The 22565-nt window shown below is 75.8% G+C and carries 19 protein-coding genes; 4 read left to right on the top strand and 15 right to left on the bottom strand.

What is annotated here, in order from left to right:
* Positions 1-81: 81 nt before the first annotated feature.
* Together ACHZ99_RS09100 and ACHZ99_RS09095 are read right to left on the bottom strand one after the other, a co-directional pair.
* Positions 82-717: a DedA family protein gene (locus ACHZ99_RS09100; protein ID WP_420304029.1), complete on the bottom strand. Its 636-nt coding sequence runs from the start codon at positions 715-717 to the stop codon at positions 82-84.
* Positions 718-719: 2 nt separating this feature from the next.
* A complete protein-coding gene (locus ACHZ99_RS09095) occupies positions 720-1502 on the bottom strand; it encodes an MBL fold metallo-hydrolase (RefSeq protein WP_420303890.1) in 783 nt (260 codons plus the stop codon).
* A 494-nt stretch (positions 1503-1996) separates the two neighbouring features.
* Here ACHZ99_RS09095 and ACHZ99_RS09090 point away from each other — a divergent pair, with 494 nt between their 5' ends.
* Positions 1997-4123: a phage holin family protein gene (locus ACHZ99_RS09090; protein WP_420304028.1), complete on the top strand. Its 2127-nt coding sequence runs from the start codon at positions 1997-1999 to the stop codon at positions 4121-4123.
* A 29-nt stretch (positions 4124-4152) separates the two neighbouring features.
* Here the strand turns inward: ACHZ99_RS09090 and ACHZ99_RS09085 are convergent, their stop codons facing one another.
* The 4 genes from ACHZ99_RS09085 to ACHZ99_RS09070 all read right to left on the bottom strand — a co-directional run bounded on the left by ACHZ99_RS09085 (position 4153) and on the right by ACHZ99_RS09070 (position 10172).
* Positions 4153-5652, bottom strand: a complete 1500-nt coding sequence (locus tag ACHZ99_RS09085) for a S1 family peptidase (protein ID WP_420303889.1) — start codon at positions 5650-5652, stop codon at positions 4153-4155.
* A gap of 127 nt (positions 5653-5779) precedes the next feature.
* On the bottom strand, positions 5780-6736 hold the full coding sequence (locus tag ACHZ99_RS09080; RefSeq protein ID WP_420303888.1) for a LysR substrate-binding domain-containing protein: 957 nt from the start codon (positions 6734-6736) through the stop codon (positions 5780-5782).
* Between the two features lie 315 nt (positions 6737-7051).
* Positions 7052-9157, bottom strand: a complete 2106-nt coding sequence (locus ACHZ99_RS09075) for a sulfatase-like hydrolase/transferase (RefSeq protein ID WP_420303887.1) — start codon at positions 9155-9157, stop codon at positions 7052-7054.
* A gap of 145 nt (positions 9158-9302) precedes the next feature.
* Positions 9303-10172 (bottom strand): helix-turn-helix domain-containing protein, encoded by an 870-nt coding sequence (locus ACHZ99_RS09070; RefSeq protein ID WP_420303886.1) that lies wholly within the window; start codon positions 10170-10172, stop codon positions 9303-9305.
* A 74-nt stretch (positions 10173-10246) separates the two neighbouring features.
* Here ACHZ99_RS09070 and ACHZ99_RS09065 point away from each other — a divergent pair, with 74 nt between their 5' ends.
* Entirely contained in the window at positions 10247-10555 is a 309-nt protein-coding gene (locus ACHZ99_RS09065; protein ID WP_420303885.1) for a 4a-hydroxytetrahydrobiopterin dehydratase, read from the top strand.
* Between the two features lie 19 nt (positions 10556-10574).
* Here the strand turns inward: ACHZ99_RS09065 and ACHZ99_RS09060 are convergent, their stop codons facing one another.
* The 4 genes from ACHZ99_RS09060 to ACHZ99_RS09045 all read right to left on the bottom strand — a co-directional run bounded on the left by ACHZ99_RS09060 (position 10575) and on the right by ACHZ99_RS09045 (position 15361).
* Positions 10575-11300 (bottom strand): tyrosine-protein phosphatase, encoded by a 726-nt coding sequence (locus ACHZ99_RS09060; protein ID WP_420303884.1) that lies wholly within the window; start codon positions 11298-11300, stop codon positions 10575-10577.
* A 99-nt stretch (positions 11301-11399) separates the two neighbouring features.
* Entirely contained in the window at positions 11400-12227 is an 828-nt protein-coding gene (locus tag ACHZ99_RS09055) for an aldo/keto reductase (protein ID WP_420303883.1), read from the bottom strand.
* A 118-nt stretch (positions 12228-12345) separates the two neighbouring features.
* A complete protein-coding gene (locus tag ACHZ99_RS09050) occupies positions 12346-14163 on the bottom strand; it encodes an AMP-dependent synthetase/ligase (protein ID WP_420303882.1) in 1818 nt (605 codons plus the stop codon).
* Positions 14164-14500: 337 nt separating this feature from the next.
* Positions 14501-15361 (bottom strand): NAD-dependent epimerase/dehydratase family protein, encoded by an 861-nt coding sequence (locus ACHZ99_RS09045; protein ID WP_420303881.1) that lies wholly within the window; start codon positions 15359-15361, stop codon positions 14501-14503.
* A gap of 167 nt (positions 15362-15528) precedes the next feature.
* Here ACHZ99_RS09045 and ACHZ99_RS09040 point away from each other — a divergent pair, with 167 nt between their 5' ends.
* Entirely contained in the window at positions 15529-16374 is an 846-nt protein-coding gene (locus tag ACHZ99_RS09040) for a helix-turn-helix transcriptional regulator (protein WP_420303880.1), read from the top strand.
* A gap of 13 nt (positions 16375-16387) precedes the next feature.
* On the opposite strand, the gene ACHZ99_RS09035 is transcribed toward ACHZ99_RS09040, so the two are convergent.
* The 3 genes from ACHZ99_RS09035 to ACHZ99_RS09025 all read right to left on the bottom strand — a co-directional run bounded on the left by ACHZ99_RS09035 (position 16388) and on the right by ACHZ99_RS09025 (position 20358).
* Positions 16388-17827 (bottom strand): lipase maturation factor family protein, encoded by a 1440-nt coding sequence (locus tag ACHZ99_RS09035; RefSeq protein WP_420303879.1) that lies wholly within the window; start codon positions 17825-17827, stop codon positions 16388-16390.
* A 159-nt stretch (positions 17828-17986) separates the two neighbouring features.
* A complete protein-coding gene (locus ACHZ99_RS09030; RefSeq protein ID WP_420303878.1) occupies positions 17987-18934 on the bottom strand; it encodes a sigma-70 family RNA polymerase sigma factor in 948 nt (315 codons plus the stop codon).
* The gene (locus ACHZ99_RS09025) at positions 18931-20358 is read right to left on the bottom strand and encodes a DHA2 family efflux MFS transporter permease subunit (RefSeq protein WP_420303877.1); all 1428 of its coding nucleotides are present in this window, start codon (positions 20356-20358) and stop codon (positions 18931-18933) included. Before ACHZ99_RS09025 ends, ACHZ99_RS09030 begins: the two co-directional genes overlap by 4 nt.
* A gap of 158 nt (positions 20359-20516) precedes the next feature.
* Between ACHZ99_RS09025 and ACHZ99_RS09020 the strand changes: the two genes are divergently transcribed.
* On the top strand, positions 20517-20831 hold the full coding sequence (locus ACHZ99_RS09020) for a hypothetical protein (RefSeq protein ID WP_420303876.1): 315 nt from the start codon (positions 20517-20519) through the stop codon (positions 20829-20831).
* Positions 20832-20942: 111 nt separating this feature from the next.
* Here ACHZ99_RS09020 and ACHZ99_RS09015 read toward each other — a convergent pair whose 3' ends face one another.
* Together ACHZ99_RS09015 and ACHZ99_RS09010 are read right to left on the bottom strand one after the other, a co-directional pair.
* Positions 20943-21815: a thioesterase family protein gene (locus ACHZ99_RS09015; RefSeq protein WP_420303875.1), complete on the bottom strand. Its 873-nt coding sequence runs from the start codon at positions 21813-21815 to the stop codon at positions 20943-20945.
* Entirely contained in the window at positions 21812-22426 is a 615-nt protein-coding gene (locus ACHZ99_RS09010) for a TetR/AcrR family transcriptional regulator (protein ID WP_420303874.1), read from the bottom strand. The genes ACHZ99_RS09015 and ACHZ99_RS09010 overlap by 4 nt, the downstream gene beginning before the upstream one ends.
* Positions 22427-22565: the final 139 nt, after the last annotated feature.

Genomic DNA, 22565 nt, shown 5'->3' with positions numbered 1-22565 from the left:
CGGGCCGGAGGCGCGGGACGTACCGCACGGCGGCCGCCCGCGCCGAACGCCCCGCCTACGCGCCCCGCCTACGCGCCCCGCCTACGCGCCCCGCCCGGGGCCGCGCAGCCGGCGCCACACCGGTGGCGCCACGCTGATCAGCACCGTCAGCAGCACCGCCGCCGCCACCCCCTGCCACGGCTCCGGGAACAGCGAGCCGCCGAGGATGCCGATCAGCTGGTACGTGGCCGCCCACGCCAGGCAGGCCGGGAAGTTGCCGCGGACGAACGTGCGCAGCGGCATCCGCGCCAGCAGGCACGCCAGCATCACCGGGATCCGCCCGGCGGGCATCAGCCGCGACAGCACCAGCACGGAGATCCGGTGCCGCTCCAGCCTCCGCTGTGCGGCCGCCAGCTGGTCCGGCGCGACGCGCTCGCGCAGCCGGTCGAGCCAGCGCGAGCCGCCGCGCGAGCGCACCCCGCGCTGCCCCAGCCAGTACAGCGCCACGTCGCCGAGGAAGGCGGCGACCGCGGCGGTGGCGAAGACCAGCAGCAGCGCGTACGGGGCCTCGTGGTGGAACGCGACGACGGCGGCGGAGCTGACGACGGCGCCCGTCGGCACCACCGGCACCAGCGACCCCACGAGCACGAGCAGGAACAGCGACGGGTAGCCCACCGCCTGCTGCGCGGGGGCCGCGTCCCGGGCGGCGGCGAGCAGCCCGGGCGGCGCGTTCGTCAGCCTCAACGGGCCGCCTCCAGCCGCATGCCCTCGCCGTGCCCCAGCCGGTGCACCGCCACCTCCGGCGCGAGCGCCGCGGCCCGGCGCACGAAGTCGTGGCCGGGGGCGTGGAACTCGTGCGGGCGGACGGCGTCCATGCCGATCGGCCAGTACGTGCCGTAGTGCACCGGCACCGCCGCGCGCGGCGCCAGGTCGGCGAGCGCCCGGGCGGCGCGGCCGGGGTCGAGGTGTCCGTGGCCGAGGAACGGGCCCCAGCCGCCGACGGGCAGCAGCGCCACGTCGCACGCGCCCACGGCGCGGGCCATGCCGTCGAAGAGGCCGGTGTCGCCGGCGAAGTAGGTGCGGGCCTCGCCCTCGAACACGTAGCCCAGCGCGGGCGCGGTACGCGTCCCGTACGGCCAGCGGCGGCCGTCGTGCGCGGCGGGCACGGCGCGGACGGTCAGCGGCCCGGCGGCGACCTCCTCGCCCGGGCGGACCTCCGTCACCTCCAGCCCGCGGGACGCGGCGAGCCGCCGGAGCCCGGGCACCGCGGCCCGGGCCCCGCGCGGCAGCACGAGCCGGGTGCCCGGCGCGAGCCGGGCGAGCGAGGGCAGGTGGAGGTGGTCGGAGTGCAGGTGGGAGACGACCACGAGGTCGGCGACCGCGGCCGACGGCGGGGGCAGCGCGCCGCGGCGGCGGCGCAGGTGCATCAGCCGGGAGACGAACAGCGGGTCGGTCAGGACCCGTACCCCGGAGTCCCGCACGGTCGCGGTGGCATGCCCCCACCACGTGATCTCGACCGGCAACGCCCGCTCCCTCCGCCACCACCTGCTCCGGCCCCACCGAGGGTACGGTGTCCCGCCCGCCCCGTGCGGTGCCCCGCTGCCGGGCGAAACTGCTTGTCGTCCGGCTGTGGAAGGCTGGTACGACTGGAGCGGAGGTGAGACAGCGCATGGCGGAGCCGGAGAAGACGCCCGGGGAGGACCCCGGGCCGGGGGAGAAGACCGGTCCCGGGCCGGGCACGGGCCCCGCGGGGGAGCCGCGGGCCGGGCGGGAGCCGTGCGCCGGAGCCGGTACGGAGCCGCCCGCCGGGCCCGGCGCGGACCCGGACCCGGAGGCGGACCCGGGCCCGGAGCAGAGCGCGGAGCCCGGTGCCGGCCCGGGCGCCGGGAGCCGGCCCGGCCCCGGTTCCTCCCGCGGCCTGACGGCCCTGCGGGCCGCCGCCACCCGCAAGGGGCGCCGCGCCGCCGCCCGCGCGCTCGGCCGGATCGTCGTCGTGTGGGCCGTCGCGACGCTGACCATGCTCATCCTCGCCGGCGCCCTGCCCGACTTCCGCCTCCAGTCGCCCGACGGCGACAGCGCCACGAACATCGCCGTCACCGCCGCGATCGGCGCCGGCGTCTTCGGCGTGCTCTCCGCGCTGGTCTGGCCCGTGCTCGTACGCGCGCTGCTGCTGGTCCCGGCGTTCGTGCTCGGGCTGCTCGTCTTCTTCCTCAACGGCTCCCTGCTGCTGATCGCGCTCAGCCTCAACCCCACCGGCCGCGGCGAGGCCAACCCGGAGACCGCCGTCGTCGTCGCCGCCGTGATGTCCGCCGCGTCCTCGGCCACCAGCACCGCGCTCGCCGTCCGCGACGACGGCGCGTACCGCCGCCGGCTCGCCCGGCTCGCGTACCGCCGCGGCGCCCCCGCCGTGTCCCCGGACGCCGCCCCCGGCATCGTCTTCCTCCAGCTCGACGGCGTCGGCCACGACGTGCTGCACGCCGCACTCCAGGAGCGCGAGCGCGCCGGCGGGCGCAGCATCGGCGGGCAGCGGCTGCTCGCGCACCGGCTGCCGCCGGTGATGGAGACCGTCGCCTCCTGGCACGGCACCAGCCACCGGCTCATCCCCTGGCGCACCGACTGGTCCAGCCAGACCGGCGCCAGCCAGCTCGGCATCCTGCACGGCTCCAACGAGGACGTGCCCGCCTTCCGCTGGTACGAGAAGGAGACCGGCGAGGTGATGGTCTGCAGCCACCCCTCCACCGCGCTGGAGCTGGAGCGCCGGGCCGCCGCCCGCGCCGACTGCGCCGCCGGTGCCGACGGTGCCGACGGCGAGGAGCCGGCCGCCCCCGGCGGGCTGCTGGCCACCGGCGCCCCCGGCGACACCGCCAGCCGCGGCAACCTGTTCACCGGCGGCGCCACCCAGCTCGCGCTGGTGCTGTCGGTGGCGGTCCGGCGGCAGAAGAAGACCCGCTCCCGCGCCGGGTACTTCGCCTACTTCTCCGACCCCGCCAACGCCTCCCGCACGTTCGCCTCCTTCGTCGCCGAGGCCGCCCGCGAGGTGTTCCAGTCGGTGCGCTCCCGGCTGCGCCGGGAGACGCCGCGCGTCGGCCGCGGCGGGCTGTACCCGTTCGTCCGCGCCTTCGCCACGGTCGTCTCCCGGGACGTCGTGGTGGCCGCCGTCATAGGCGACATGCTCGCGGGCCGCACCGCGGTCTACGCCGACCTCGTCGCGTACGACGAGGTGGCCCACTACGCCGGCCCGCGGCACCGCGACACCCAGCAGGTGCTCCGCCGGCTGGACCGCTCCGTCGCGCTCATCGCCAAGGCCGCGGAGCACGCCCCGCGCCCGTACCGGATCGTGCTGCTGTCGGACCACGGCCAGAGCCACGGCCCGACGTTCGCCGCGGCCTACGGCCTCACGCTGGCCGACCTGGTGCGGGCCGGCTGCGGGCTGCCCGTCTCCCGCCGGCTGCGCCGGACCCGCAGCGGCGCCGAGGCGCGCACCGCCGCCCGCGCCGCGCTGCGCCGGCCGGAGCGCCGCGAGGGGGCGGACGACGGCGGGGCGCGGCGCGGCATGGAGCCGGTCGTCCTCGGCTCCGGCAACCTGGGGCTGGTGTCCTTCCCCGACCTGCCCGGGGTGGTCAGCCGGGAGACGATCGAGCGCCGCCACCCGGCGCTGCTGCCCGCGCTGACGGAGCACCCGGGCGTGGGCTTCGTGCTGGTGCGCTCCGAGGAGCACGGGCCGGTGGTCCTCGGCGCGGACGGCGCGGAGCACCATCTGGAGACCGGCAAGGTCGTCGGCACCGACCCGCTGCTGCCCTTCGGTCCCGGCGCCGCCGAGACGGTGCTGCGCACCGCCCGCTTCCCGCACGCCGCGGACCTCATGGTCAACTCCGCGTACGACCCGGAGACCGGCACCGTCCACGCCTTCGAGGACCAGATCGGCTCGCACGGCGGCCTCGGCGGCGAGCAGAACCGGGCGTTCCTGCTCTGGCCCGAGGGGCTGACGCCGCCGGTGGCGGCGGGGGAGACGCTGGCCGGGGCGGAGTCGGTGCACCGGGTGCTGCGCCGGTGGATAGGCGAGTGCGGCGGCCCGGTCGTGCTCCGGGCCGCCGCGGATCGAAAGCGCCCGCCCGCCGTCGGGAAGGACCGGCGGGCGGGCTGAGCGTGCCGTGCTGTGCGGTGCGTGCCTCCCTACGGCCTGCTGATGCCGAGGGTGTACGAGCCGGAGCCGCTGTAGGCGTGGACGACCCAGCGGTAGTAGCCGGACGAGCCGTTGTAGGTCACGTCCTCGTTCTCGGTCGGGGTGATCCCCTCGGCCACGTCGGCCCAGCTGTACCCGTTCCACCTTTGCAGGTAGAGGTCGAAGTCGGTGCCGCTCGGGCCGCGCAGGCAGCCGACGTGGGCGCCGGAGCCGGACTGGTAGTACGTGCCGCCCGGCTCGATGGCGGTCTGGTCGCTGCTCAGCGAGCCCTGGTGCTGCTCCTCGGCGGCGTCGCAGCCGGTGGGCGGCGGGTCGTCGCCGTCGCCGGTGACCAGGGTCAGGCCGTAGTTGCTGAGGATGGGGTTGACCGGGAAGTAGAAGGTCGTGCCGCCGGAGGAGCAGTTGCCCGAGCCGCCGGAGGTGACGCCCTGCGCCTGGTCGCCGGAGATGTACGAGCCGCCCGAGTCGCCGGGCTCGGCGCACACGGTGGTCCGGGTCACGCCGTTGATGGTGCCCTCCGGGTAGGTCACCGAGGTGTTGTGCTGCCGGATCTCACCGCAGTGCCAGCCGGTCGTGGAGCCGGAGCGGCAGATCGAGGCGTTGACGGGGGCCTGGGTGGAGCCCGCGACGGTGACGTTGGCGCCGCCGGAGCCCTTGACGTAGGGCGTCGGGGTCCAGTTGCTGTTGGTGGCGACCCACGCCATGTCGCGGCCGGGGAACACGGAGCCCTGGAAGGTGCCCTGCGCGACCTGGTTGTAGCCGGAGGTGGAGGCGCCGGTGTTGCCGCAGTGGCCCGCGGTGACGAAGCCGTTCTGGCTGCCGCGGGTGATGCTGAAGCCGACGGAGCAGCGGCCGGAGTTGTTGATGTAGTACGCGTCGCCGCCGCGGATGTCGTACAGCGGCCGCGGGTTGTCGGTGGCCTTCACCACGCGGACGAGGTCGCGGCCGACGCCGGCGGCCCGGAGGAACGCGCGGGTCGCGGACCGGTCGGAGCTCTGCACGACGACCCGGTTGCGGGTCACGTCGACGCCCCAGACGGGCGTGGCGTCGGGGGCGTGGCGCTCCGCGGCCCGGTCCAGCCGGCCCATGGCGGCGTCGAGTTCGGCCACGCTGTGCTCGACGAGTTCGGCGGTGGCGCCGCCGCGCTCGATGTCCGCCAGCGCGCCGGCGTCGGTGGTGGCCACGACCAGCTCGGCCGACCCGTCCTTGAGCCAGGAGCCGCCGAAGCGGGCGTCGAGGCTCTTGCGCAGGCGGTTCTCGGTCGGCAGCGCCGTCGCCTCGCGGGCGAGGCGCTTCTCGGCCTGGGCGGTGGTGAGTCCGAGGTCCCGCTCCATCGCCTTGAGCATCCCCGGGGGTACGTCGGGGGCGGCGACGGCGGCGGTGGGTTCCCGGTCGGGGGCGTCGCCGGCCGACGCGGTGGGGACCAGTACGAGGGCGAGGGAGGCGAGCAGGGCGGTGGCGCTCGCGCCCGTTGACCATCTTCGGTGCACGGTTACTCCTCGTGTGTCGGGGGTGAGTGCACCGTAGCGGCATCCGGGTTGGCCGTGAACCTGTCAAATCCATCCCCTTGTGAAGCGATGGCCCCGGGCGGCGCAACCGCCCGCCCGGTGCGCCGCTTCACTCGGCCGTGCCGAACTCCGGGTGGGTGGCCAGCCACTTGGCGTACACCGGGTTGCGCCGCGCCGCCTCCGCGTGCGCCGCCCGCGCGTACATCACCACCGCGGGCGCCGCCCCCGCCGCCGGCGACTCCGGGTGCCAGCCGATGAGATGCCGCCAGCTCAGCGGCGTACCCGCGATCGGCACGGTCGTGATCCCGGGGGTCGGCGGCATCGTCGCCCGGGCCAGCCCCACCGCGCGGCCGACCTGCACCAGGTGCGCGCACGAGACGGTGTCGGTCTCCAGGATCGGCGTCGGCGTGAAGCCGGCCCGCGCGCAGGCCGCGGAGAAGCAGTCCCCGAAGCACCCCTCGCCGGGGACCGTCGTCCAGCGGGCGTCGCGGAGCCGGCCGAGTTCCAGGCCGGGTTCGCCGGCCGCCGGATGGTCCTCCGCCACCAGCAGGAACACCGGGTCCGTGCCCACGACCCGCCACTCCAGCTCCTCCGCCGGCGGCGGACTCTCGCCGCAGACCCCGATCAGCGCGAAGTCCAGCCGTCCCGACGACGCCAGCTCGCTGATCTCCTGCACCGACCAGGAGGTGTACGTGGTCACCGGCTCGTCCGGGTACAGCGCCGCCAGCCGGTCCACCAGCGCCCCCAGCAGCGGCCCGTGCGTGCCGCCGAGCCGGAACCGGTGCACGTTCTCCCAGGCGTTGGCGAACCGCACCGCCTCCTCCTGCAACTCCCGCACCGCGGGCAGCAGCACCTGGGCCCGGTCGAGCACCAGCTCGCCGAGGGCCGTGGGCCGGGCACCGGCCCGGTCGCGTATGAACAGCGGGCCGCCCAGGGCCCGTTCGATGCGTTTGAGCTGCGCGCTGATCGCCGACTGCGCCAGGCCGAGCCGGGCGGCGGCGCGGGTGAGGCTGCCCGTCTCGGCGATGGCGCGAACGAGCTTGAGATGCCGCAGTTCCAGTTCCATCGCCCGCCGTCTCGTCTCAGGCCGGTCCGGGGCCGCTTGTCGGAAACGTAGAGCCCCCGGCGCGGCACCGCAATACCGCAGAAACCGGCTGGTCGCCCGGCACCGGCGGGGCGGGCATTACCCCGCCGGTAATCGACGCGCCGGGGCGGGCCCGGGCACCGTGGGGGCAGCGGAGCCCGGACCGGCGCACTCCGGCCCGGGTCCGGCTCCGGCCCGCGACGCGGGCCGCGCTTTCCCGCGCCCGGCGCGGGCCCGCCGGGCGCGCCCTCGACGGCCCGGCCCCTCGACGACCGGGCCCCGGACGGCGGTCTCCGGTCAGCGCACCAGCACCGCCACGACCTTCCAGTTCTGGCCGTCCGGTGCGCCGACCCGCAGCTCCGTCACCCGGCCCGCGGCCCCGCCGTCGAGCGTGAACTCCTCCCACTGGTACGCGCCCGCCGGCACCTGCGGGCCGGGCGCGACGACCTCGGTCCCGTTAGCCGCCAGGGCGATGCCCGGCGTGGAGTAGTCGTCGTCGCCGCGCAGCACGGAGACCGTGCGCCGGCCAGCGGGGAGGCGCAGCCGGAGCGCGGCCGCCGGCTGGTCGTTGACCATGTCCCGGCGCAGCACGTCCGGGCCGCCGCGGTCGCGGGACATGGGCGGGGGCGCCCCGGGCACCCAGCCGTAGCCGGCGGCCTCGTCCCACGCGGAGTCCGGGGTGAGGGCGGCGTACGAGGGCGTGACCCGGGCGCCGGCCGGGCCGGCGTCGAGCGCCAGCGCGACGTCGTCGCCGTGCGGCAGGGCGTACACGTACACGGGCTCGCCGGTGACCGTCCGGCCGTCGACCTCGACGCGCGGCACCAGCCCGTGCGTGCGCAGCCGGCCCGCGGGGGCCGCCCCGGCGGCGGGCGGGGTGACCTCGACGTCGACCACCGGATCGGTGCCGAGGTCCACGACCCGCCGCACGGTCGTCGTGGCCCAGCCGTCGGGCGCGGCCAGCGTCACCGTGACCTCCACCGTGGGGTCGCCGTCCGGGCGCAGCGCGCGCGTCAGCCGTACCCCCGCGGTGTTGGCGCGGCCGGCGAACAGCGGCAGGCGGGCGGTCGCCGCCACCGCGGGGGGTTCGACCGCCGCGACGTCCTTCTCCAGCTCCGTCAGGAACTCCCGCAGCCGCGCGGTCACCTCCGGCTGCCGCGCCGCCAGGTTCACCGACTCCTGCGGGTCCCCGCGAAGGTCGTACAGCTCCGGCAGGTAGCGCTGGTCCGAGCCGCGCCGCCGCACGTGCAGCTTCCACCTGCCGTCGCGTACGGCCGCGGCCCGCTCGTGGAGGAAGAACGGCACCGGGGGCCGCTCCCGCAGCCGCCCGCCGCGCAGCAGCTCCCCGAGGTCCGTGCCGTCCAGCGGCACGTCCGGCTCCGGCTCGACGCCGGCGAGCCCGCACACCGTGGGCAGCAGGTCGAGGAAGGAGACCACGTCGTCCGACTCCCGGCCGCGCGGCACGGCGCCGGTCCAGCGGGCGATGAACGGCACCCGCACGCCGCCCTCGAAGACCTCGAACTTCCGGCCGCGCAGCCCGCCCGTCGAGCCCTCGAACCAGGGCCCGTTGTCGCCGGCGACGACGATCAGGGTCTCGCGGTCGAGACCGCGTGCGGCCAGCGCGTCGAAGAGCCGGCCGAGGTGGTGGTCGACCGACTCGATCGCGTCGCCGTAGAGGCCGCCGCGGGAGCGGCCGGCGAAGTCCGGCTCGACGGCCAGCGGCAGATGCGGCATGCACTCCGCGAGGTAGAGGAAGAACGGCCGGTCCCCGGCGCGGTCGACGACGTCGATCGCCTCGTCGGTGAAGCGCCGGGTGAGCGCCGCCAGATCGGCGTCGTCGCGCAGCATCTCCACGGGCTCCTCGTCGCGCCACACCTCCGTCGGGTACGTGTCCGAGGTGTACACCGCGTCGACGCCGAAGAAGGAGTCGAACCCGTGCCGCGACGGGTGGTGGTCGTCGAGGCGGCCGAGGTGCCACTTGCCGATCGCCGCGGTGACGTACCCCGCGTCGCGCAGATACTCCGGAATGGTCCGCTCCGGCAGGCGCAGCCCGTGCGGGTCGTCCCGGCTGAGCACCCACGGCAGCCCGGTGCGCGGCGGCACCCGGCCGGTGAGCAGCGCCGCGCGGGCCGGGCTGCACACCGGGGAGCCGGTGTAGCCGTGGGTGAACCGGGTGCCCTGGCGGGCGAGCCGGTCCAGCCGCGGGGTGCGGATCAACGGGTGGCCGTAGCAGCTGAGATCGCCGTAGCCCAGGTCGTCCAGGACGACGAGCACGACGTTCGGGCCGCGGCCCCGGGCGGGCTCGGCGGTCGCCGTGTGCGTGCGCGAGCCGCCCACGGAGACGGGTAAGGCGCTGGCACCGACGGTGAGTGCGGATCCGGCGAGGACGTCGCGACGGCTGACCAAGGCGGGCTCCTTTCAGGCGCCGGTGCGCTCAGGAGACCGGCAGGTGCCGCTGATCTTGCGACTCCGGGGACCGCCGCGTCAAATAAGGGCGTACTAAAGGTTTAGGAAAGTGCGTTGGCGGGTAGAGCCGTCACTCCGCGGGCGGTCAGGAGCCGAGCTGCTGCCGCAGGTACTTCGTCGTCTCCGGGTCCGCGGGCAGCAGCGTCTCCAGCGCCAGCTCCGACACCGTCACGTCCATGGGGGTGTTGAAGGTGGAGACGGTGGAGACGAACGACAGCAGGTGGCCGTCGTGCGCGACCCGCAGCGGCAGCGCGAACGGGGCCCGCCCGCCGACCTCGCCGACCTCCTCGTCGCCCGCCTCCGGCGGCGGCGGGTACGCGGCCACCTCGTCGTACAGCTCCTTGAGCGCGGGCGAGCGCACCAGCGACAGCTGGCGGTCCATCTGGTGCAGCAGATGGGCCCGCCACTGCGGAAGGTTGCGGATCTTTTTGGCCAGACCTTCGGGGTGCAGCGTCAGCCGCATCGCGTTCAGCGGCGGGCGCAGCAGCTCCTCCGGCACCCCGTCGAGGACCAGCAGGATGCCGCGGTTGGCGGCGACCACGTGGTACGTGCCGTCCATCACCAGCGCCGGGAACGGCTCGTGCGCGGTGACGAGCTGCTCGACGCCCTGGCGCAGCTCGGCCAGCGCCGGGTCGTCGAGCGGCGTCTCGGGGTAGTGCGGCGCGTAGCCGGCGGCCAGCAGCAGCGCGTTGCGCTCCCGTACGGGCATGTCGAGGTGCTCGGCCAGCTTGAGCACCATCGCCCGGCTCGGCCGCGACCGGCCGGTCTCGACGAAGCTGACGTGCCGCGCCGAGGAGTCCGCGCGCAGCGCCAGCTCCAGCTGGCTCAGCCCGCGCCGCTCCCGCCAGCCGCGCAGCAGGGTGCCGACGTCGGCGGCCCCGCCGGCACGGGGCGGAGCCTCCGCGCCGCGCGGGCCGTCCGTGCCGGGGGTGACGGGGAGGCCGGGGGTCGTCATGCCCTCGACGGTAACCGAGCGCCGCGGGGTACTGTCGGCCGGGAACCGCCCCTGCCGCGAAGGGAGCCCCTCCCATGGCCGTAGAACCGCTCTCCGCCGAGGACACCGAGGCCCGGCTGGCCGCGCTGCCGGGCTGGTCGGTCGCCGAAGGCGAGCTGCTGACCCGCACGTACCGCTTCGGGACCCATCCGGCCGCCGCCGCGATGGTCGCCGAGGTCTCCCGGATCCAGGAGGAGCTGGGCCACCACGCGACGCTCACCCTCGGCTACAACACCCTCGACGTCGCGGTCAACACCCACAGCGTGGGCGGCCGCGTCACCGAGCTGGACTTCGACCTCGCCCGCCGGGTCGAGGCCGCCGCCCCGGAGCACGGCGCGAGCTGAGCCGGGCACGCGGCCGCCGTCACTCCGCGGCGAGCAGCCGGTCCCGGGCCGCCGCGACCGTCTCGTCCGCCACCCCGGCCGCCCTGAGGTACGCCGCCGGGTCGAAGCCCGCGTGCGTGTCGGCGACGACCTGGGTGGCGGTACGCCCCGAGCGGGCCTGGATCTCGGCGATCTCCAGCGTCTGGTCCGGGTGGCCCAGGGCGGCCGCGGCGCGCCGGTGGTTGGGCCCGCTGAGCAGGTAGTCGGCGGCGATGTCCGGCGCGCCCACCCCGGCGAGCGCCAGCAGCACGAAGGCGGCGAACCCGGTGCGGTCCCGGCCGGCCGCGCAGTGCACCACGACGCCGCCCGGCGGCGCCGCGGCGACCTCGCGGACGACCAGCGCGGCCACCTTCGGGACGTGCTCCAGATACGCGGCCCAGGTCAGCGGGGTCCCCTCCAGGTGCCCCCACTCCCGCCACCACCGCACGTTCCCCGCCAGCTCGTCCACCGGCACCCGCACCAGGCCGATCCCGTCCGGGCGCGGCAGGCGCGGGCGGTGGTCGACGGCGTTGCGCAGGTCGACCACGGTGCGTACGCCGTGGTCCGCGGCGGCGGCCCAGCCGGCCGCGGTCAGCCCGTCGAGGTTGTCGGCGCGCACCAGCGCGCCGCGCCGGGTGCGGCGGCCGCCCGCGGCGGGCAGCCCGCCCAGGTCGCGTACGTTGAAGCAGCCGTCCCAGTCCAGCTCACGTCCGGCCGGCGCAGCCATCCGGTCCCCCTCGGTGATCGACTTCCGGTCGCCCCTTCAGACGCCGTTGCGGGTGCAACGGTTCCGAACGGGACGACCGGCGGTGTCGAGCGGGGGGCGTCAGTTCACGTCGTCGGGGTGGTCGCCGATGCGGTTCCCGGCGTCCAGGCCCGCGACGGCGGCCATGTCGGCCTCGTCCAGCGCGAAGCTGAAGACGTCGATGTTGTCCCGGATCCGCGACGGCGTGACCGACTTGGGGATGACCACGTTGCCGAGTTGCAGATGCCAGCGCAGGACGACCTGCGCCGGGCTGACGCCGTGCTTGTCGCCCAGCCGCCGCAGCACCGGCTCGTCCAGCAGCCCCTTGCCCTGGCCCAGCGGCGACCACGCCTCGGTGGCGATGCCGTGCGCGGCGTGGAAGGCGCGCAGGTCGGCCTGGGCGAAGTCCGGGTGCAGCTCGATCTGGTTCAGGACCGGGGCGACGCTGCCCTCGTCCAGGACGCGCTGGAGATGGGCGGGCTGGAAGTTGGAGACGCCGATCGCGCGGGCGCGGCCGTCCGCGTAGACCTTCTCCAGCGCCCGCCACGTCTCCACGAAGCGGTCCGCTGCGGGCACCGGCCAGTGGATCAGGTACAGGTCGACGTGGTCCAGGCCCAGCCGGCGCAGCGAGGCGTCGAAGGCGCGCAGGGCGGCGTCGTAGCCCTGGTCGTCGTTCCACAGCTTGGTGGTGACGAACAGCTCCTCCCGGGCGATCCCGGAGCCGGCCAGGGCCTTGCCCGTGCCCTCCTCGTTCCCGTAGATCGCGGCGGTGTCGATGCTCCGGTAGCCGGCGTCGAGCGCGGTCCGTACGGCCGTCTCGGCCTCGTCGTCGGGCACCTGCCAGACGCCGAAGCCGAGCTGCGGCATCGCGACGCCGTTGCTGAGGGTGATGGTCGGAACGTTGCTCACGTGGGATGTATCCCTTTTCCGTCGAGTTTCCGTCGAGAGTGTGTGCGGGGGTTCGCCCTCCCGACGCTAACCGCCCTCACCCGTCCCGGCATTCCCCCGGCCACCATCCGGACCCGCCCTACGTCTGGTACAGGGCCTCGACCTCGTGCGCGTACGCCTTCTCGATCGCCCGGCGCTTCAGCTTCAGCGACGGCGTCACCAGCCCGTGCTCCTCGGTGAACTGCACGGCCAGGATGCGGAAGGTGCGGATGGACTCCGGCGGCGACACGTGGGTGTTGGCGGCCACCACCGCCCGCCGGATCTCGGCCTCCAGGTCCCCGTCCCGCACCAGCTCCGACGGCGTCATCGACGGCCGCCCGCGCATCAGCTGCCAGTGCGCGACGCCGTCCGGGTCGAGGGTGACCAGCGCTGCGACGTACGGCCGGTCGTTGCCGACCGCCAGGCACTGGGAGACCAGCGGGTGCGCCCGCACCCGCTCCTCCAGCGGCAGCGGCGAGACGCTCTTGCCGTTCGACGTCACCAGCATCTCCTTCTTCCTGCCGGTGATCGTCAGATAGCCGTCCTCGTCGAGGCTGCCCAGGTCGCCGGTGGCCAGCCAGCCGTCGCGCAGCCCGGAGCCGGCGCGGTCGCCGACGTACCCGGCGAAGACCTGCGGGCCGTGCAGCCACACCTCGCCGTCGGGCGCGAGGTAGACGGTGATGCCGGGGACGGGGATGCCCACGGTGCCGTAGCGGGGGCGCTCGGGCGGGTTGGCGACCGCGGCGGCGGTGGACTCGGTCAGCCCGTAGCCCTCGATGACCGGGACGCCCGCGCCGGCGAAGAACAGCCCGAGCCGGCGCTGCATCGCCGAGCCGCCGGAGAAGACGTAGCGCGCCCGGCCGCCGAGCGCCGCGCGCATCTTCGCGTACACCAGCTTGTCGAACACCTGGTGCTCCAGCCGCAGCGCCGGGCTCGGCCCGCGGCCGGTGCCGAACGAGCCCTCCTCGCGCGCCTCGGCGTACCGGACGGCGACGTCGGCGGCCTTGTCGAAGACGGCGAGCCGGCCCTCGGTCTCGGCCTTGCGGCGGGCGGCGGCGTAGATCTTCTCGAAGATGTGCGGTACGGCCAGCACCAGGCTGGGCCGGAACGCCTTGAGGTCCGCCAGCAGCACCGGCGCGGAGGCGTCCGGCTGGTGGCCCAGCTTGACCCCGCCGCGGACCGCGGTGACCTCGATCATGCGGCCGAAGACGTGCGCGAGGGGGAGGAAGAGCAGGGTGGCCGCGGGCTCGCCCTGGTGCGGGCGGAAGAGGGCCTCGTAGCGCAGCAGGATGTTGTCGGCCTCGGCCATGAAGTTGGCGTGGGTCAGTTCGCAGCCGCGGGGGCGGCCGGTGGTGCCGGAGGTGTAGATGAGGGTGGCGGGGGAGTCCGGGGTGACGGCGAGCCGGTGCCGCTCGACGACGTCGTCGCCGAGGTGGGCGCCGGCGGCGGTCAGCTCCTCGACGGCGCCCGCGTCGATCTGCCAGAGCAGCTTGAGCCGGGGCAGCTTGTCGATCACCGAGCCGACGGTCATCGCGTGGTCCGCGTGCTCCACGACGCAGGCGACGGCGCCGGCGTCGTGCAGCATCCAGTACGCCTGGTCGGGGGCGGAGGTCGGGTAGACGGGCACGGCCAGCGCGCCGATCGACCAGAGCGCGAAGTCGAGCTGGGTCCACTCGTAACGGGTTCTGCACATGATCCCCACCCGGTCGCCGAAGCGCAGCCCGGCGGCCAGCAGCCCCTTGGCGAGGGCGAGGACCTCGTCGCGGAACTCCCCGATCGTCACGTCCCGCCAGCGGCCGTCGGACTTGCGGGCGAAGGCGACCTGCCCCGGATCCTGCGCGGCCCGCTGGAAGACCGCGTCCGCCAGGCCCCCCGACTTCGGCGCGTCGGCCAGGGGAGGCACGGTGAACTCGCGCAACGCTTATCTCTCCTGTCGACGGTGGGGCGCCCGGCGCGGCGACGGTACCCGAGAAGGCTGTTGATCTGCGGTTCTTCATCACCTCTGCACGGAACCTCTGCGAGGGGCGCACGTCGGGGGGCTCTTCGGGGGAGCGGGCGGGGGGTCCGGGACGGCGCGCGGCGGGGTCGAGGGGGGTGCGTCCGGGGCCGTCGGGGGGCGGGTGGTGGGTCCAGGATGGCGTGGCGCGGGCAGCCGCGGGGTGCGGACGGGGAAAGTGCGAGGCGGGCCGGGGTCCGCGACAGCGCCGGGGCCCGGCCCGTACGGACCGGGCCCCGGCGGGGCGTCCCCGCGGCCGCTACAGCGCGCCCGCGTCGCGGGCCGTCCACAGCGACGGGTACAGCGGGCGGAAGCCCAGCTCGTCCCGGAGCCGCCGGTTCGAGACCACCCCGTGCCAGGGGTCCTCCGACGCCCGCTCCGCCATCCCCTCCGGCACCTCCGCGCCGACCAGCTCCAGCAGCTCCACGATGCTGACCGGCGCGTCGTCCGCCACGTTGTAGACCTGCCCGGCGACGCCCGGGGCGCGCAGCACCCGCCACAGCACCTGCGCGACGTCCGCGTGGTGCACCATCTGCAACCGCTGGTGGGCCGCCCAGCCGGGCAGGTGCCGCAGGGCCTCCTCGATGTGCGGGTCGCCGTCCCCGTAGACGAACGCCAGCCGTGCGACGCGGACGTCGAGGCCGCGCTCGCGGTGCAGCGCCAGCAGGCCGCGCTCCGCCTCGGTCTTCGCCCGCGGGTACGCGCCCGTCAGCATGCCGTCCGCCCGCGGCTCGTCGGTCTCCACGGCGGGGCGGCCGCGCCCGGCGCCGTAGACGAGGTTGGTGCTGGTGAAGACGAAGCGCCGCACGCCCTGGGCCGCCGCCTCCTCGCCCAGCGCCAGCGTCGCATCCCGGTTGACCGCGTACGCCTCCTCGTCCGGCACGCCGCGGAACGCCGCCGCGACGTGCACCACGTCCCGCGCGCCGGCCAGCGCCTTGCGCCGATCGCCCGGGTCGCGCAGGTCGCCGACGACGACCTCCGCGCCGAGCCGGGCGAACGGCGCGGCCCGCTCCGCGTCGCGCACCAGCAGCCGCACCCCGCCGCCGCCCGCCCACTGCAGCAGCCGCGGCACGAATCGCTGCCCGACCTTGCCCGTCGCCCCCGTCACCAGCACGCTCATGATCTCTCCGGTCCCGGGCCGTCGACCCGGCCCGTCGTCGTCGGGGCGCCGCGGACGCGGCCCCTCGTCGGCAGCGTGCGACCCGGCCGCGCCGGGCGGGAGAGACGGACCTGTCCGGGGACCGGCCGTCCCTGGCTGCGCGCCGGCGGGCGAGGCACGCTGGATGGGTGGACAGAACCGAGCTGGCCGACTTCCTGCGGCGCTGCCGCGCCCGCCTCACCCCCGCGGACGTGGGCCTGCCGCAGGGCGCCCGGCGGCGCACCCCGGGCCTGCGGCGCGAGGAGGTGGCGCAGCTCGCCGGCATGTCCACCGACCACTACACCCGGCTCGAACAGGCCCGGGGCTCCCGCCCGTCCCGGCAGATGCTCGCCGCCGTCGCCCGCGGCCTCCGGCTCAGCGGCGACGAGCGCGACCACCTGTTCCACCTCGCGGGCGAGGAGCCGCCCCGGGCCCGGGGCGGCACCGGGCACGTGCGCCCCGGGCTGCTGCTGCTCCTGGACCGGCTCACCGACACCCCGGCCCAGGTCGTCAGCGACCGCGGCGACGTGCTGGCGCAGAACGCCATGTCGCTGGCGCTGAGCGGGGACGCCGCCGGCCGCCCGGGGGACGGGCGCAACCTCGTCTGGCGCTACTTCACCGATCCGGCCGCCCGGGAGTTCCTGCCGCCCGAGGACCGCGACCACGCCGCCCGCGCCACCGTCGCCGACCTGCGGGCCACCCTCGCCCGGCGCCCGGACGACGCCCGGACCGCCGGGCTGGTGCGGCGGCTGCGGGCGCGCAGCGCGGAGTTCGCGGCGCTGTGGGAGGCGCACGACGTGGCGGTGCGGCGGCGGGACGTCAAGCGGTTCGTCCACCCCGTCGTCGGGCTGCTGGAGCTGGACTGCGAGGTGCTGCTGAACCCCGAGCACGACCAGCGCCTCGTGATCTACACGGCGCGGCCGGGCAGCGAGTCGTACGAACGGCTGGAGCTGCTGCGCGTCGTGGGGTTGCAGCGGCTCGCGGGGCCGGGCTGAGGCGCGGCGCGGGTCAGCGCGGCGCGCGGTCCCCGGCCGACACGGGCGGGGCGTACTCGCGTACGAACTCGCGCCGCCACCACGCGCGCGTGCGGCGCAGCTCGGCCCGGTCGGTGTACTCGTACCGGAAGAGCCGGGCGCGGACGCTGCCGGGCGGGCGGTCGGGGAAGGGGTTGTGGCGCAGCAGCCGCAGGGTGTCGCGGTCGCCGCGCAGCAGGCGGTGGAGGAAGGGGCCGAACCAGCGCTCCGCGTACGCGGGGGAGAGCGCGGCGAACCACATCAGCCAGTCGAGGCGCAGATGGTACGGGGCGAACTGCCGCGGCAGCCGCCGCGGATCGCCGGGTTTGCCGCGGAACCCGTACTCCCGCCACACGCTCGCCCCGGTGGGCCGGGTGTCCTCCGTCCCCTCGACGACGATCTCGTGCCGTACGCGGGTGATGCTGCCGAAGGCGCCGTAGGTGTTGACCAGGTGCAGGGAGTTGAACGAGGCGTTCATGCGCTGCCGCCGGGAGAGCAGGTTGCGGGCGGGCCACCAGCTCAGCGCCAGCACGAGCGCGGTGGCGGCGAAGACGGCGGCCGCGAACCACGCGGGCGTGCCGCCGGCCTCGGGCGGTGCGGGCAGCGGGGTGTGGGCGGCGACGAGCCGGCCGTCGACCGCGGTGAGCGCGACGAGGACGGTCAGCCAGTTGAGCCAGGCGAAGTTCCCGGAGAGCACCAGCCAGAGCTGGGTGACGATCATGGCGGCGGCCGCCCAGGTGGCGACCGGCTGCGGCGTGAACAGCAGCACCGGCAGCGCGAGTTGGGCGACGTGGTTGGCGGCGGCCTCGACCCGGTGCAGGGGCCGGGGCAGGTGGTGGAAGAACCAGCTGAGCGGGCCGGGCATGGGCTGGGTCTCGTGGTGGTAGTACAGGCAGGTCAGCCTGCGCCAGCAGCGGTCGCCGCGCATCTTGATCAACCCGGCGCCGAACTCGACCCGGAACAGCAGCCAGCGCAGCAGGAAGAGCACCAGCACCGGCGGCCCCACGGTGTCGTTGCCGAGGAAGACCGCGAGGAAACCGGTCTCCAGCAGCAGCGACTCCCAGCCGAACGAGTACCACGCCTGGCCCACGTTGACGATCGACAGGTACAGCAGCCACAGCACCGCCCACAGCAGCATCGCCGCCCACAGCGGCACGGCGTCCGCCGCCCCGGCGGCCACCGCGGCGGCCAGCACCGCACCGCCCCAGGAGACGGCCGCGAACAGCCGGTCGGAGTACCGTAACTGGAACAGGCTCGGCGCCCGCCGGAACGGCACCCGCGCGGTGAACCGCGGCACGGGCAGCATGCCGCGCTCCCCGATGAGCGGCCGGAACTGCCGCGCCGCGGCGACGAAGGCGACGACGTACAGCACGGCGAGCCCGCGCTGGAAGACCAGCCGCCCCAGCCAGTACGCGTCGGACGAAAACCACTCCACGCCGCCATGGGTACCACCGACGCCACCGCGTCCACACCCCGCCGCGCCGCGGTCCCGGGCGGCGCACCCCTCGGCTGTCCGCCGGCACGGATATCTCCTTCCCCCGCCGGGTCGGCGATGACCAGGGCACGAGGACCGTGCGCAGATGTCGGGTCCCGGCTACGCGGCCCGGTCGACCGGCAGCCCGAACGACGGGAACAGGTCCGGACGGTGGAACGCCAGTACCGCCGAGACGCCTTCTTCGGCCAGCGTCAGCACCTGGAGGTACCGCGCGTGGAAGCCGCCGTCCTTCCCCCGGGTGTACACCGCGAACGCGGGCTGGCCGTTCGCCGACGTCGCCACCGTCGTCCGCATTCCCCCGCCGGGGACCAGCTTCGCCGCCAGCAGCCGCAGCACGTCCTCGCGGCCGTGGAACCACGTGGGCCTCGGCGGCATCTCCCACCGGACGTCCCGGGTCAACAGGCCCTCCAGCGCGGCCAGGTCCGCATGCTCGAACGCCCTGGCGTACTGGTCGAGCAGGGCACGCCGCGCGGGCGCGTCGGGTTCGCTCAGCCGGTCCTCCGCGGGGGCGACCCTGGCCAGCTCGGCGCGCGCCCGCTGGAGCGAGCTGTTGACGGCCGCGGGTGTCGTCCCGAACAGCTCGGCCACCTCCGCCGCCGGCCAGGCGAGCACCTCCCGGAAGATCAGTACGGCCCGCTGGCGCGGGGGCAGGTGCTGCAACGCGGCGACCAGCGCCAGCCGCAGGCTCTGCCGGGTCCCCACCACCTGCGCCGGATCCGGGCCCAGCAGGTGGTCGGGGAAGGGTTCGAGCCAGGCCGTCGCCAGCTCCGGCGGGGCGAGGGCGTTCGGGTCGGTGCCGGGGGCGCCCAGCGCCGAGGGCACCAGCCGGCGGCTGCTGTGCCGCAGGGCGTTCAGGCTGAGCCGGGTGGCGATCCGGTAGAGCCACGTCCTGACAGAGGAGCGCCGCTCGAAGTCCGCGAAGCCCTTCCAGGCGCGCAGGTACGTCTCCTGCACCACGTCCTCCGCGTCGTGCAGCGAGCCGAGCATGCGGTAGCAGTGCGCGACCAACTCGCCCCGATGCCGGGCGAACTCGCTCTCCAGGTTCACCGCAGCTCCTCCGCCACCGCCGGACGGGTGCCCGTACGGGCGGAACCGGCGGGTACGCCGCGCCGTACGCCCGCGCCGAGTCCCGCGGCCGCGCCGAGCAACGACAGCACGCCGCAGACCACCAGGGCCCGGGTGAACGCGCCGGCGAAGGACTCGTAGCCCCCGGCCGCGGTGAAGACCGCGGTCAGCACGGCGACCCCGACGGCCCCGCCCACCTGCCGCATCATGCTGAAGACGCCGGAGGCCAGCCCGACCGCCTCCGGGGGCAGCGCCCCGACGCTCGCGCTCTGCGTCGCGGGCAGCGCCATGGAGACGCCGCACCCCGCCACCACCAGCGGCACCACGAGTTCACCGTACTGTGCCGAACCACTGCTCACCTGGCTGATCCAGAACATACCGCCGGCTTTCAGCACCAGTCCGGCGACGATCAGCGGCCGTTCGCCGATCCGGTCCAGAAGCCGTCCGGCGACGGGCGCCACCAGGAAGAGCGTCCCGGTCCACGGCAGCAGCCGCAGTCCGGCCTCCAGCGGCCCGGCGCCGAAGGCCGCCTGCATGTACTGGGCCATGAAGAACACCGCACCGAACAGCGCGGCCGTGAGCAGGAAGCCCGCCGCGTTGCCGGCCGAGAACGGACGCAACCGGAAGTAGGTCAACGGGATCATCGGCTGCGGCGCACGGCGCTCCCAGGCCAGGAACGACAGCAGCAGCACGCCCCCGGCCACGAACGAGCCGAGCACCTCGGCACTGGCCCAGCCGGCCGGCTCCCCGCGTACGACACCCCAGACGATGCCGAGGACCGCCGGGGTGACGAGGGCGGCGCCGGCCAGATCCAGCCGGCGGGGTGCTCCCCTGCTCTCGCCGATCCGCAGCAGGACGAGCGGAATCGCCACCGCGCCGACGGGCACGTTGATCCAGAAGATCCACTGCCAGGCCAGGCCCTCGGTGACGGCGCCGCCGACGACCGGGCCGCCCAGCACGCCGAGCCCCGTCAGACCGTTGAAGACGCCGGTCGCCCAGCCCCGGCGCGCGGGCGGGAAGGCCGCGCCGAGCAGGCTCATCGCCAGCGGCATGACGACCGCCGCCCCGGCCCCCTGCACGGCGCGGGCGGCGATCAGCCACCCGACGGACGGGGCGAGGGCGCACGCCGCCGAGGCGGCGGTGAACAGGCCCAGCCCGACGGCGAACATCCGCCTGCGGCCCCACCGGTCGCCGAGGGCCGCGGCGATCATCAGCAGCATCGCGGCGCTGAGGGTGTAGGCGTTCACCGTCCACTCCAGCTCCTCCACGGAGGCGCCGAGGTCCTGCCGGATGGTGCCGATCGCGGCGGCCACCACCAGTACGTCGAGCGCCACCATCAGCGCCCCGGCCGAGGTCAGGCCCAGCACCCAGCGCTGCGCGGCGGTCGTCCGGTCCTTGCTGCTCACGAGAGATCCTCCAGTTGTTCGCTGTCACCGGTACTGACACCAGGGAGGGCCTTGAGTCATCGCGGCGATGAGCCGCGGGCGTCCGCGTTGTCTGTATCGGGGACGGCCGACCGGCCGGAGGGCCCGTCGGCGGCAGCGAACCGATCAAGGAGAACCCGATGAGCGCAGCAGTGATCCGCTACCAGACCAGGCCGGAGTGCGCCGACGAGAACCAGCGCCTGATCGAGGGCGTCTTCGCCGAACTGGCGAGCGCCGCGCCGCCCGGGCTGCGGTACAGCAGCTTCCGGCTGGCGGACGGGGTCACCTTCGTCCACGTGGTGGACGGCGAGGGACTGCCCGAACTGGCCTCCTTCCAGGAGTTCCAGCGCGAGCTGGGCGCCCGGCTGGCCGGCGCCGTCGTCCGCGAGGAGGCCACCCTCCTCGGCGCGCATGCCGGGCCGGTGCCCGCAGGGCCGGTGCTGGACGCCGGCTGACGGCCGGGCCACCGGTCGGGCCGGCAGGCCGACCGCGCAGCCGCCGGTCTTCCCGGGGCGCACCCGGCCGTCGCCGCTCCGCGGGCAGGGCGGCCCGCGGAGCGGCTCCGGTCACGACTGGCGCGGCAGGCGGGCCAGTTGGCGGGACTGGGCCACCAGGCGGTCCGCCGAGTCCCAGATCTCCGCGTCCTCCTCCATGTAGCCGCCCGCCACGTTCCGGGTCGCGTGCACCACCCGCAGCCACCCCGGCGCCGGCCGGGCGCGGACGTGGGCGGTCAGCTCCAGCGTCGGGGCCCAGCCGACCATGCCCAGGTCGAAGCTGGCCGGGGGCAGGACGTCGGTCGCCATCAGCAGCAGCATCGGGTCCGGGTCGCGGCCCTCGGGCAGCCGGAACCAGCCCTTCATCTCGCCTCTCCCGGACGGCGCGCCGACCGCCCAGCCCACGCACGACGGGTCCAGCCGCAGGTCGACGCGGCCCAGCAGCGGCGACTCCGCGCGGAACTCCGGCGGCGCCAGGTCGCTGCCTATGCACTGCTCCACCGGGGCCAGCACCGGGGGCTTCGCGGCCGTCAGGACGTCGCCGGCCTGCTCGTCGAGGTTTCCGTACGCCGCCAGGACGCGCAGCCGGGCCACCGGGTCCGCGCCCGGCTCCTCCCGCTGGAGCAGCTCCGCGCCGCCGTGCGAGACGGAGTTGCCGCGGCGGACGGTCTCGGTGCGGACGGCGGCCGGGCCCGCGGTGGCGGTGGAGAGGTAGTACGCGGAGACGGACAGCGGGTCGGGGTGGTGGGCCTCCGGGCGGTCCTCGGGAGCCGTGCCCAGCTCGGCGCTGAGGGCGCGGGCGGTCATGGCCAGCAGCACGCCGCCGTTGATGCCCTGGCCGACCTTCCACGCGCCGGGCAGGTCCGCGTCGTACGAACCGGGCTCGCCCGGCGTCGCGTGGACGGCGGTCTCCCGGTCGAAGTCCGGGGGAGGGGTGGTGGTCATGGCGTGGTTCGCTTTCGTCGTGCGGTGGGTGGGCCGATCTCGAACGCCCCGCAGAGGCCGTCGAGAACGTCGTCGAGGGTCGTCGCGCCGGTGGCCAGCGGCAGGGCGCCCCAGGACCACAGCTCGGCGGTGCCGTGCATGGCGGACCACAGGGCGCCGGTGAGCAGCCGGGGGTCGGCGCCGGCCCGCCAGCCCTCGGCCTGCCGGGCCTCCACGAGGCGGACGAGGCTGTCGAAGCCGCCCAGCGAGGCGCGGGCGAGGTCGCGGTCGTCCGGGTCGAGCAGGTCGCGCCGGAACATCAGCGCGAACATCGCGGGCCGGGCCACCGCGTACTCCACGTACGCGCGCGTGCCCGTGCGCAGCCGCCGGGCGGGGCTCGCGTCCGGCGGGAGCCCGGCCAGGGCCGCGCCGACCCAGTCGGTGAGTTCGTGGAACCCCCGGGTGGCGACGGCCGACAGCAGCGCCGCGCGGTGCGGGAAGTGTTTGAGCGGGGCGCCGTGGGAGACGCCGCAGCGCCGGGCGATGGCGCGCAGGGTGAGGGCGTCGACGCCTTGCTCGTCGAGCAGTTCGAGGGCCGCCCCCAGCAGGCGGGCACGGGTGTCCGGGGCCATGGTGGACAGTGTCTACCACGGAAGTGGACACTGTCTACCCGCGCGGGGCGCGCGCACCGCCGCGGCGGCGGGCCCGACGGCTCTGGCGACAGCGAACGCGGCCGTGCGGCCCGCCCGTCCGGCGGCCGGTGGCTCGCGG

It is taken from the genome of Streptomyces sp. MAR4 CNX-425 (genome assembly GCF_048656465.1).
Classification (GTDB): Bacteria; Actinomycetota; Actinomycetes; order Streptomycetales; family Streptomycetaceae; genus Streptomyces.
Note: the sequence above shows the minus strand (reverse complement) of the source record. Positions and strands in the feature narration are given on the sequence as shown.

Excerpts from the sequence above, each read along its gene's own strand:
- ACHZ99_RS09090 (WP_420304028.1), top strand. The coding sequence starts at position 1,997 with ATGCTCATCCTCGCCGGCGCCCTGCCCGACTTCCGCCTCCAGTCGCCC.
- ACHZ99_RS09080 (WP_420303888.1), bottom strand. The coding sequence starts at position 6,736 with ATGGAACTGGAACTGCGGCATCTCAAGCTCGTTCGCGCCATCGCCGAG.
- ACHZ99_RS09070 (WP_420303886.1), bottom strand. The coding sequence starts at position 10,172 with ATGACGACCCCCGGCCTCCCCGTCACCCCCGGCACGGACGGCCCGCGC.
- ACHZ99_RS09065 (WP_420303885.1), top strand. The coding sequence starts at position 10,247 with ATGGCCGTAGAACCGCTCTCCGCCGAGGACACCGAGGCCCGGCTGGCC.
- ACHZ99_RS09060 (WP_420303884.1), bottom strand. The coding sequence starts at position 11,300 with ATGGCTGCGCCGGCCGGACGTGAGCTGGACTGGGACGGCTGCTTCAAC.
- ACHZ99_RS09045 (WP_420303881.1), bottom strand. The coding sequence starts at position 15,361 with ATGAGCGTGCTGGTGACGGGGGCGACGGGCAAGGTCGGGCAGCGATTC.
- ACHZ99_RS09020 (WP_420303876.1), top strand. The coding sequence starts at position 20,517 with ATGAGCGCAGCAGTGATCCGCTACCAGACCAGGCCGGAGTGCGCCGAC.
- ACHZ99_RS09015 (WP_420303875.1), bottom strand. The coding sequence starts at position 21,815 with ATGACCACCACCCCTCCCCCGGACTTCGACCGGGAGACCGCCGTCCAC.
- ACHZ99_RS09010 (WP_420303874.1), bottom strand. The coding sequence starts at position 22,426 with ATGGCCCCGGACACCCGTGCCCGCCTGCTGGGGGCGGCCCTCGAACTG.